This window comes from Paenibacillus sp. TAF43_2, assembly GCF_052113545.1.
Lineage (GTDB): Bacteria > Bacillota > Bacilli > Paenibacillales > Paenibacillaceae > Pristimantibacillus.
This window is the reverse complement of the sequence record NZ_JBFRDK010000206.1, coordinates 1-10,229: the sequence shown is the minus strand read 5'-3', so window position 1 is coordinate 10,229 and position 10,229 is coordinate 1. Positions and strand designations below refer to the sequence as shown.

At 46.2% G+C, this 10,229-nt stretch carries 10 protein-coding genes and 1 pseudogene; all 11 read left to right on the top strand.

Annotation, left to right across the window (positions count from 1 at the left end; translation table 11 throughout):
• Positions 1 to 121: 121 nt before the first annotated feature.
• Positions 122 to 757: a CBS domain-containing protein gene (locus tag AB4Z17_RS28755; RefSeq protein WP_076271030.1), complete on the top strand. Its 636-nt coding sequence runs from the start codon at positions 122 to 124 to the stop codon at positions 755 to 757.
• Positions 754 to 1,554 carry a pyruvate, water dikinase regulatory protein gene (locus AB4Z17_RS28750; protein WP_441908671.1) on the top strand — a complete coding sequence of 267 codons (801 nt, stop codon included), beginning with the start codon at positions 754 to 756 and terminating at the stop codon, positions 1,552 to 1,554. The genes AB4Z17_RS28755 and AB4Z17_RS28750 overlap by 4 nt, the downstream gene beginning before the upstream one ends.
• 35 nt (positions 1,555 to 1,589) lie before the next feature.
• The gene (ndk, locus tag AB4Z17_RS28745) at positions 1,590 to 1,988 is read left to right on the top strand and encodes a nucleoside-diphosphate kinase (RefSeq protein WP_441908672.1); all 399 of its coding nucleotides are present in this window, start codon (positions 1,590 to 1,592) and stop codon (positions 1,986 to 1,988) included.
• 181 nt (positions 1,989 to 2,169) lie between these two features.
• Positions 2,170 to 3,345 carry a hypothetical protein gene (locus tag AB4Z17_RS28740; protein ID WP_441908673.1) on the top strand — a complete coding sequence of 392 codons (1,176 nt, stop codon included), beginning with the start codon at positions 2,170 to 2,172 and terminating at the stop codon, positions 3,343 to 3,345.
• The gene (locus tag AB4Z17_RS28735; RefSeq protein ID WP_441963620.1) at positions 3,335 to 4,570 is read left to right on the top strand and encodes a CpaF family protein; all 1,236 of its coding nucleotides are present in this window, start codon (positions 3,335 to 3,337) and stop codon (positions 4,568 to 4,570) included. Before AB4Z17_RS28740 ends, AB4Z17_RS28735 begins: the two co-directional genes overlap by 11 nt.
• Positions 4,567 to 5,439, top strand: coding sequence for a type II secretion system F family protein (locus AB4Z17_RS28730; RefSeq protein ID WP_441963618.1), 873 nt, complete (start codon positions 4,567 to 4,569; stop codon positions 5,437 to 5,439). Before AB4Z17_RS28735 ends, AB4Z17_RS28730 begins: the two co-directional genes overlap by 4 nt.
• 18 nt (positions 5,440 to 5,457) lie before the next feature.
• Positions 5,458 to 6,342: a type II secretion system F family protein gene (locus tag AB4Z17_RS28725; protein WP_441963617.1), complete on the top strand. Its 885-nt coding sequence runs from the start codon at positions 5,458 to 5,460 to the stop codon at positions 6,340 to 6,342.
• 25 nt (positions 6,343 to 6,367) lie between these two features.
• Positions 6,368 to 6,553: a Flp1 family type IVb pilin gene (locus AB4Z17_RS28720; RefSeq protein ID WP_441963616.1), complete on the top strand. Its 186-nt coding sequence runs from the start codon at positions 6,368 to 6,370 to the stop codon at positions 6,551 to 6,553.
• 12 nt (positions 6,554 to 6,565) lie between these two features.
• Positions 6,566 to 7,291, top strand: a complete 726-nt coding sequence (locus AB4Z17_RS28715; protein ID WP_441963614.1) for a TadE/TadG family type IV pilus assembly protein — start codon at positions 6,566 to 6,568, stop codon at positions 7,289 to 7,291.
• A gap of 52 nt (positions 7,292 to 7,343) precedes the next feature.
• On the top strand, positions 7,344 to 9,608 hold the full coding sequence (locus AB4Z17_RS28710) for a hypothetical protein (protein ID WP_441963612.1): 2,265 nt from the start codon (positions 7,344 to 7,346) through the stop codon (positions 9,606 to 9,608).
• A gap of 61 nt (positions 9,609 to 9,669) precedes the next feature.
• Positions 9,670 to 10,229 (top strand): annotated as a pseudogene (locus tag AB4Z17_RS28705) (hypothetical protein); the annotation flags it as partial.

The window sequence follows — 10,229 nt, the reverse complement described above, 5'->3', positions numbered from 1 at the left end:
ACCATATATTGTACATTATTTATTAATATGATATATTATTTTTAAATAATAGTTATATATAATACAAGTATGACTCATATAGAGGACGGGGGAGAGTACGATTCAATTATCTTCGCGGCAATTGGAGCTTCTTGAGCTTGTGAAGAGGCATGCGCCGATTACCGGTGAGCAGTTGGCAGAATCTCTAGGTGTCAGCAGGCCCACACTGCGCTCGGACTTATCACTTCTCGTYATGCTTGGATTGCTTGATGCGAAGCCCAAAGTTGGTTATTTCTTAGGCAACACCTATCGCTCGAGCAGCGAGCCTTTGCAGCAATTGAACAATATGAAGGTGAGAGAAGTACAAGGTGTTCCCGTTAATGTTCCGGACTCGTTGTCCGTGCATGACGCTGTTATTACGTTATTTACTGAAAATGCAGATACTCTTCTAATCGTTAATGAACAGAAACGGTTTGTTGGAATCGTAACACCGAAGGATTTGCTGAAAATAACGCTTGGCAACGCTGGTGCTGCATCTATTCCTATCAGTATGGTGATGACCCGTTATCCTAATATTGTGACGCTAATGCCCGACGAATCTGTGATGGAAGCGATTCGCAAAATGTCGCTTCATCAAGTAGATTGTTTACCAGTTATCATTCCGCGCGAGGATCAGGTGACTGATCCAGAGGTTACTGGCTGGGTATCGAAGTCGAACATTATACGTCTTATGGCGGACATCGCGATGGATGGGAAATTGGGGGAGCCAGAGTTATGAAACAGCAGATCATTTATGTATGCTCCGATGCTGTTGGAGAAACGGCGGAAGCAGTTGCAAAGGCGACTTTACGTCAATTCTCCTCAGAACAAGTGAAAATAAAGCGTTACGGTCACATTAAATCCGAGGATGAAATTATCCGTATCGTGGCTGAGGCCGCTAATACTGGAGGTTTTATAAGCTACACGCTCGTCCAGCCGGAGCTTCGGGAGCAAATGAAGGAAGAGGCTTTTAGAGCTGGAGTTAGAGCCGTTGATGTCATGGGACCGATGATGCAAGCATACGTTGATACGTTTGGGAGTTTCCCGAAGCGTGAGCCGGGGCTGCTGCACTCCATTGACGATGCTTACCATCGCCGGATGGATGCTATTGAGTTCGCTGTGAAATATGATGACGGCAAGGATGCTCGAGGTTTTGTACAAGCGCAGGTCGTTCTGATTGGCGTATCTCGAACGTCGAAGACGCCGCTGAGCATCTTTTTGTCCCATAAAGGAATTAAGACGGCTAACCTGCCGTTAATGCCCGAGGTTAATCCTCCCGAAGAATTGAAGCCTGCACCTGGCAGGCTCATTATAGGTTTAACGATGCAAGCTGAGCATCTTCTGGAGATCCGCTCTGAACGGCTTAAGACGCTGGGACTTCCGGCATCTGCGCAGTATGCGACAACCGAGCGCATTCAAGAAGAGCTTGATTATGCAGAGTCCGTCATGAAATCATTGAATTGTCCTGTTATAGATGTTACAAATCGTGCTATTGAAGAGACTGCAGGTATTATTACTGAATGGCTTAACAAATAAATGGCTATACCGATAGAGACAAAGGGGGATTCAACATGGATAAAACGTTTGTAATGGTAAAGCCAGATGGTTACGCGCGTGGTTTAGTAGGTCGTATTGTTGCTCGATTTGAAGAGAAGGGCTTTAAACTAGTAGATGCAAGGGTAATGCGCCTTTCAAGAGAGCAAGCCGAGACACATTATGAGCATTTGCGCTCAAAGGTGTTTTTTGACGAGTTGGTCGATTTTATCGTTTCGGGGCCTATATTTGCTATGATATGGGAAGGCAAAGACGCTATTAAAAACGCAAGGAGTCTTATTGGCGCAACGAATCCATCCGAAGCCCTTGCAGGTACAATCCGTGGAGATTTTGCAATTGATGTAGCTAGCAATATTATTCATGGATCTGACTCTATCGAAAGCGCAGAGCGCGAGATCAAAAACTTTTTCCAATAGTCAACGGAATTGTAAGTTAAAGAAATAAGATAAACAGCAGAAAATTCCTTAGTTGACGAATGGAATATGGGTATGGTAAATTTTAAACAAAGTTAATGATCAAACACGGAAGCACCGTATAAGGACGCAGATATCTGCGCCTTCTACGGTGCTTTTTTTGTGTTTTCTAAGCGGAAGGAAGGTGAAAAGGCTGAACAAATATCAACTTGCTGTGGCGGTAAGGGAGCCGGAATACTTGAAGCGGCTGGCTGATTATATGCAAGGCAGCAAGCTTGGCGAGCAATGGCAGATTATCGCGTTCACGCACGCAGATTCTTGGAAGCTCTATGTGAAGCAAGGCTACAAGATTGACTTATTGGCCGCTCAGCCTGAGCTGCTTGCAGAGATGGATGCAGAGCAAGCGGGTATTCCTGTAATTGCTCTAGTATTACAGCTGGGAGAGAGCAAGGAGGAGCATGAGCTTTTGCAATATCAACCCATTCCCCAGCTGCTGAAGCGTTTTTCGGAGATTCATTCCCAAGCGATAGGACATGCTGCCTCATCGTCAGGCGCTTACGAGAGGCCGTCTGGCATGAATATTATATCTGTTTATTCGGCATCGGGGGGAGTTGGGAAGACGGCTTTGGCGCTGCATTTGGTACATGCTGCAAGTGTGCATCAATGTCGTACCTTTTATCTGAACCTTGAGCGGTGGAACTCTTCTGAAGCTTGGCTGCGCAACCAGAAATATACAGATGGCCTCAGTGAAGGAGAGGTGAAAGAGGAGGGGTTGTCAGAACTGCTTTATGGACTCAAGGCACAGCCGGAGCAGTCGGTCAATTGGCTTATGGAGCATCGAAAACGGGATTCGCAGCTTAAGGGTGATTATTTAGCCCCGTGCACCAATTTGGAGGATCGATTGACGCTTAATGAGGAAGATGCGGCCGGAATAGTGAGTACGATTGCTCGAAGCGGGCAGTATGATCTCATTGTCGTTGATTTGGAGGGCGGTCTGGATGAGCTGCACCTTGCTATTTTTGAACGATCAAATCATGTGCTTTGGGTTGCAAGCGATAATCCGTCTGTGAAGGATAAACAAAAAATGGCCCTGCGTTATGGAGCGCAAAAGTGGAGTGATCGCTTTAGCTCTTTGTCCAATAAATTCAAATGCATAAAAAACCATGTGGTTAACCCGAAGCATACCGTTCATAAGGAGATTGATGGCATGGCATGCGCCAAGGTGGGGCTGCCGGAAATTCCAGAATGGCGAGGAGCAAGCCATGTTGCTCTGCTGTCATCGCCGTTATACCGAGCAGCTGCAGATCAATTATTCAAGCAGCTTTATTTGGAAGGAGGCGGATCAATTGCTGAGCGATGAAACGGTGCTTGAGCTGCGCAATAAGGTACGAGCCAAAATTGATTTTAGCGGATCACTGTCAGATGAAAGCCTGATGAGAATAGCAGAAGAGATCGTCTTCGAATKGTGCGATCTTCATCCTCTTACCGCAACCGAGAAAGTGAAGCTTGTACGGAGGCTGTTCCATTCATTTAGAGGTCTTGATATTTTGCAGCCGCTCATGGAGGATGCCTCGATTAGTGAAATTATGATCAATCATCATGCAGAAATATTTGTGGAGCGAAGAGGGAGAATGACACTTTTGCCGGTTTCTTTCGAAAGTAGAGAGCGGCTCGAGGATCTAATCCAGACCGTTGTTGCGAGTGTGAATCGTGTCGTTAACGAGTCTACGCCGATTGTTGACGCCCGTCTGAAAGATGGCTCTAGGGTGCATGTCGTATTGCCGCCGGTTGCGCTTAAAGGACCATGCATGACCATTCGGAAGTTTCCTGATCAGCCTCTCACGATGGAGGAGCTAGTAGCATTCCACTCGCTCTCGCAGGAAGCGGCATCGTTTTTGAAAGAGCTTGTCGGGGCTCAATACAATATGTTTATAAGCGGCGGAACAGGAACAGGCAAGACAACTTTTTTAAATGCATTGTCGCAGTTTATCCAGCCGGATGAGCGGATTGTTACGATCGAGGATTCCGCTGAACTGCAAATTCGCTCCATTCCTAACTTAGTGGCGATGGAAACGCGCAATGCGAATACGGAAGGGAAAGGGGAGATTACGATTCGCGACCTCATACGTGCCTCGCTTCGGATGCGTCCTAATCGCATTATCGTCGGTGAGGTGCGGGGAGGAGAGGCTCTTGATATGCTGCAGGCATTAAATACCGGCCATGCCGGAAGCATGTCAACGGGCCATAGTAATGGCGCGAAGGATATGATGGCTCGGCTGGAGTCGATGGTGCTAAGTGCAGCAGAATTGCCAGTGATCGTTATTCGCCAGCAAATCGCCTCAGCCATCGATATTGTTATCCATCTATCGAGATTCCGTGATCGCACCCGCAAAGTGACGGAGATATGCGAGGTCATAGGTGTTGAAGATGGAGAAATATTGCTTAATCCACTGTTTATTTTTGAGGAGGAGGGAGAGCGGAATGGCAGAGTGCTTGGCGGGCTAAAACGTACGGCGAATCCGGTAATGAGAATAGACAAATTGACGCTTGCTGGGAAAAGAACGGTCGAAGGAGTGGCGATATGAACAATTCAAGCGGCGTGAATAAAAGCAGCAGCCTTCATCGTCAACATGGGGGACGGATAGAGAGAATGCTCTTATGGTGTGGCTGGGAAAGCGATGCGACGATAGCGAACCTCAGAGCAGGCCGAACCCTTACCAATTATGAGCAATACCCGCTTAATCGAAACCAGTTTATTGCTACGTCCTTAATCGCAGCTGTGATTTTCTATGGTGCTGTCTTCTTATTTTATCATTCTGTGTTCCTTTCATTTGCAGCGGCAAGCCTTGGTATACTCGCTCCTAGAATTAGACGTAAATTTCTTCTGGAACAGCGCAAGGAGAGACTGAAGCTGCAATTTAAAGAAGCTTTATTTTCACTGACCTCCTTGCTTGCAGCAGGACGCTCTCTTGAAAATGCATTTTTATCTACTCACGATGATTTGAAGCTAATTTACCCTGATGCTCGAACGGAACTGCTGCTGGAGTTTCAAATCATTCGCTTTCGTCTAGATAACGGCGAGCCCTTAGAATACGCGCTGCGCAACTTTGCTAATCGTGCAGGAATTGATGAGATTACTCAGTTCGTTGATGCATTAGCTGCTTGCAAGCGCTCTGGAGGAGATTTGCTTGAGGTGATGAAACAAACCTCTATCATCATTGGAGAGAAATTAGAAATTGAGCAGGAAATTGCAGTTATGGTTGCTCAAAAAAAATTCGAAGGTCGAATTATGATGGCGGTGCCTTTTGTTTTTTTAGCGTTTTTAAGCCTAGCTGCACCCGATTATATGGCTCCTTTGTATGGAGGAATCGGATATTTGCTATTGACGGGAGCGCTGCTGCTTTTGCTTCTCTGCTTTTGGTTGATGGCAAAGATGATGAGTATCCGAATGTAGGACGAAAGGAGACAAAGCATGCTCGCGGCAATTGCGCCGGTTACTTTAACGGCGATTTGGGTGTACTTGGCAGGCAAAGGAGCATTGTATGCCATATGGCGTCAGCTAATGGGTAGAAAACAAACGAATGACCAAACGCGGCAGCAGCTTATGCAGCTAAGTTTGATTGATCCATTTATGCATGTGCTAGAACGGTTCAAGCTTTTTGATACGCTGCATCTGCCTATGGGCAGCTACCATATGAAGCTCCTCTTATTGAAGGATAGCAGCTGGTCAATTGAGSGGACAAAAGGTGAAGCAACTGCTGCTCTCGGTACGGGATATGCTGCTTTAACAGGCTGTGCTTGGATGAGTTTACTTGGACAGGAGCCTACATTGTTAGTCATGGGGGTAGTATTCGGCATCGTGCTAACGATACGCCCTTTCGTAGATGCAAGGCGGCAAGTTGAGGAACGAAAGCAGCAAATCATTATGGAGCTCCCCGTTATGATCAGCAAGTTAATGCTGCTGGTCGGTGCCGGTGAGACGGTACAGCAAGCGCTAGCAAGATGCTTAGAGGGAAAGGAGGCTGTGCAGCATCCTCTCTACAAGGAATGGGGGGAGACGGTATCTATGCTTCGCAACGGTCAATCGTTCAGTACGGCAATGGAGCGGTTCAATAGAAGATGCACGGTGCAGGAGGTTTCGATCTTCACAACGGTGCTCTTATTAAATTATCGCCGCGGAGGAGAGCATTTTATTCTTGCATTGCGAGAGCTCTCTTACACTTTATGGGAGAAGCGCAAGGCAATCGCTAGATCGCGCGGGGAGCAAGCCTCCTCAAAGCTTGTATTTCCGCTTGTAGGTATACTGCTAGTACTCATGATTTTGGTAGCAGCACCCGCAGTACTGCTCATGTCTTAACTTAAATTAGAGAGGAAGATGAAGGATGAGAAAAATAGGCCAATCGCTACGTACATTTTGGAATGAGGAAGATGGTTTAGGGACGCTTGAAATTATTTTGATTATTGCAGTTGTTATCATTATTGCACTGTTGTTTAAAGACTGGATTATTGAGCTGATTGAGCGTTTGATGGGCAAAGCAGATGACGAGGCGGACAAAATTTTCAGTTAGCGGGTGAGGCTTTTGAACAGATTGCGTATAAATGCAGGGCTGCTTCGCTTGCTTAAGAAGGAGCAAGGAAGCTTTACGCTGGAGTCTACGATTGTGTTTCCAATGCTGTTCGGGCTTATATTGTTGTTTATTTTGTTTGGAATGTACATGTACGAGAAGGTCATTGTCTATTATGCAGCGTCTTCAACAGCAGAGCGTGCGGCTTTCAGCTGGGATAACAGTAATCGAGATGCAAGGAGCGGCATGCTCAATGAGCCAAGTTATGATGGTTTATATTGGCGTATTGGCGAGGATGGCGTGCTCAGCAGCTTATTTGGACTGAGAGAAGAAAATGATGCAGCGAAAGTCGTGCTCCCACTTGCAGAGACGGGTGATGGAGAAAAGAATGCTTTAGCTATTCGGAAAATAGAGCAGTCTGCTAGATGGCTGGGACAAGCAGGCCTAACATACGAAGGAGAAATCAGCTATTCAAGCAGCATTTTGAAAAGAGTGATCAAAGTAAAACTGAAGGAGCCTTTATCGGCTGAATCCATTGAGAAAAGCTGGTTGAAGCGTGAACCCAAAAGTGCAGCCTCTTCCACGGTTGTTGATCCAACTGAGTTTATTCGGAGTGTTGATCTCGTACGCTATTATTCATCAAGATTCGCAAATCGGGCTGGAGGAGCGGGGCAAGCAAAGTCTCAGGCCGGTCAAGTGCTGGATACTTATAAAAGTCAGGGAAAGGCGACAAAGCCATAATGTAGCGGAACAAATAAGGCTTGAAAGGTAACGATGGAGGTGAAAGGCAGCAGTGAGCATAAAAAAAGATTCGAAGCATCGTTATCGGCAGTTTATTTGCAAGCTTTTCTTTCGAGAAGATGGGGCAGTGACCGTGTTTTCGGTTATTGTTTTATCCTCGCTGCTGTTGTTTTTCTCTTTTCTTATTGATTATGCCCGAATTACGGCTCTGCATAAATTAACAGAGGATGCTGTAAGGTCAAGCGTAAGATCTGTACTCTCTGCTTATGACGCTGCTCTGTATGAGCGATATGGTTTATTTGGCCGTGGCGGTACAGACGGTCAAATCATATTCGAGGAAATGATGACGGCGAATACAGAAACAGCAGATGACTCGGGTCGATCAGGGATGAAGCTGGTTCGCGCTAAGTCAGATGCTGCAACACTGCACGCAGCGACGTTTCTAGGCAGCCATAATGTATTCTCAAGACAGGTGCTCGAAGAAATGAAGTATAAGGCGCCAGTAGATTTCACATTGGATCTCGCAGCAAGGTTTGTACCAATGGCAGGTGCAATGAAGGAGGCATCGATTGCAATAAATCTGCTGGAGAGTATGCGGAAGCTTTATGAGAAACGGGAAACTCATCTTGCTAATGTGCTTCAATTGCAAAAGCAGATGGCCTCGATGATAAGTGGAAGCAGTATTTCTATGTTAATTCCTGTCCAGCCAGATGTAGTAGCAATAGAGGGGAATTCTGCTCTGAGCATTGCAGGGGAATACAGCTCATACGCGGCCAAAGTTATATATAATCAATCGTTAACTGCCGGGGAGAAAAAGTTGCATACAGCGGAAATAGAAGCATACGAGGAGAAAGTGACAGCTTTTGCTATGGAGCTGCGCAAAGTAAGTGATGACATACATAGACAGCATGTGAAGCTTCAGGGAGAAGCAATACAGGAGCTGGAAGCTGCAAGGGCATTAAATGTCGATATGCTGAGAATTGTTCAACAAGCCAATCAACAGCCTCAGCATAGTGGATATGATACGGTGTCCAAGCATAAGGCAACGAGTACTGAACAGCATCTGGTTCCCGCTGATGCTGCTTCTGACATTGAGCAGGTAAGGAAAGCTGCGGATGAGCTTGTAAAGACGGATGGATGGTTCACGGAGTACCGTCAGGAGGTGGAGGCGCAGGGCTCGTCTGCTGCTTCAATCGATATGGAAGCAGGTGCGTATCAATCCAGCAGCCTTGCCTCTATAGTTAAGCCGGTTAAGAGCATAACTGCTGATACATTGCTTGAAAGCGTCACAAGCCTGCGTCTTGCTTATGGGGCATATGAACAGAAATATATTCGACCTGCTAGTATCATCGTTGATCGACAGAAAGCACTCGATCAGGGTCAGATATCGAAACAGCTTAAACAGCAAAAGGAGCAAGCCGGTTCTCTCTGGAATCAGGCACGCAGCTTGCTGCATGGACTGACAAGTATCCCGCAAATGGAAGAACATCAAAAGGTGTTCGAACAGGTACAGCTGCGTTATAACGATAACCTATTATTCAATGAGCAGACTGATGAAGCAACAGAGATTGTCGACATGGAGAAGGCAAGTGATGCGCATATGGCAGCTGAGCAGTCTAATACGCTTATGGGTGGATTGTTCTCAGGTATGGCCGGGATGCTGGAGAAAACGAGAGATTCATTATACTTTGGTGAATACGTTATTCAACGCTTCACTTCTTTTGCTCCTCAGCATTTACGTTCGATGATGACTGGAGGAGAAATATCAGAGTTGTCACATGCCATTTCATTTCATAATCAGGAAGCGGAATATATTATTTATGGCTTCAACAATCCAGTAGGGAATATTGCTGCTGCATATGGTGAATTATTTGCGGCTCGACTGGCTGTGAGAACGATGGAGGGGCTGCTTGAAAGCAAATCATTAGGCCATCCATTGCTTATCTTATCAGCTGCGCTTATTTATGGATTAGAGAAATCGATCGAGGATATGCTTGCTTTCACTGAACGAGGGTCTGCCCCACTTTCCAAATACATAAAAGTAGAGCTTTCATATACGGATTATTTACGTCTTTTTATACTGATGCATGGTGCCGATGATGGGGCAAGTCTGGCCCGGATGATTGCAGCCATCGAACTAAACAGTGGGACGATTCTCTCTGCAGTCCCGAGCGGAGTGACAGGTGAAGCAGCCGTTTCGATGGAGCTTTGGTTCATTCCCGGATTAATTCGGACGCTGGGAGCAGTCGGACTTCTGGAAGGAAAGGTTGTAGGCAACCGTTATGAGACGACACAAACGATGGGCTGGTCTTATTAAATGTCGACGCCTTAAGCAGGAACAAGGTTCGATAGTCGTAGAAGCTGCATTAGTTATGCCTATGGTTATAGTTGTGCTGCTAGTCTTCGTCATGCTCATTCGTTTATGTGCGGTACAGTTGGCACTGCATTCTGCTGCTTCTCAGACCGTAAGGCAAATGGCGGCACATATCTATCCAGTAGAACTTGCCTGGCAGCAGGCATCATCCGTCGTTCCGCTGCCTTCCAAAGGAAATATTCCTTTATCTTCATGGAGTGAGATTGCCGCAGAAGCGGCTGAATGGCTGCCTTCACCCGCAGGAGCGCTGATTTCATCTACATTGCGAGGAGATTTTCGTCCGATTCAAAATATGGCCGCTACTGAAATAGGCAGATCTGTTATTCATCCGTTAATAAGTGAACTTTCTGATGCAGCCATTATTGATCCCCAGAAGATAAGGCTGAGCTGGCTATCGCTTCCGGATCTAAATAAAGAGCATGAGCCGTATTTAGCTATCGAGGTGGAATATGACTTTCCGTTAAAGCTGCCTTTTTACGGTAAACCGATTGTCCTTAAAGAGCAAGCCTCCGAACGTGTTTGGATAAGTGACGCCGCACCAGCAAGATATGGTGAAAACAAAAA

What these genes read in the sequence shown, in the direction of transcription:
- AB4Z17_RS28730 (WP_441963618.1), top strand. Translation starts at nt 4,567, where the DNA reads ATGAACAATTCAAGCGGCGTGAATAAAAGCAGCAGCCTTCATCGTCAA.
- AB4Z17_RS28720 (WP_441963616.1), top strand. Translation starts at nt 6,368, where the DNA reads ATGAGAAAAATAGGCCAATCGCTACGTACATTTTGGAATGAGGAAGAT.
- ndk (WP_441908672.1), top strand. Translation starts at nt 1,590, where the DNA reads ATGGATAAAACGTTTGTAATGGTAAAGCCAGATGGTTACGCGCGTGGT.
- AB4Z17_RS28750 (WP_441908671.1), top strand. Translation starts at nt 754, where the DNA reads ATGAAACAGCAGATCATTTATGTATGCTCCGATGCTGTTGGAGAAACG.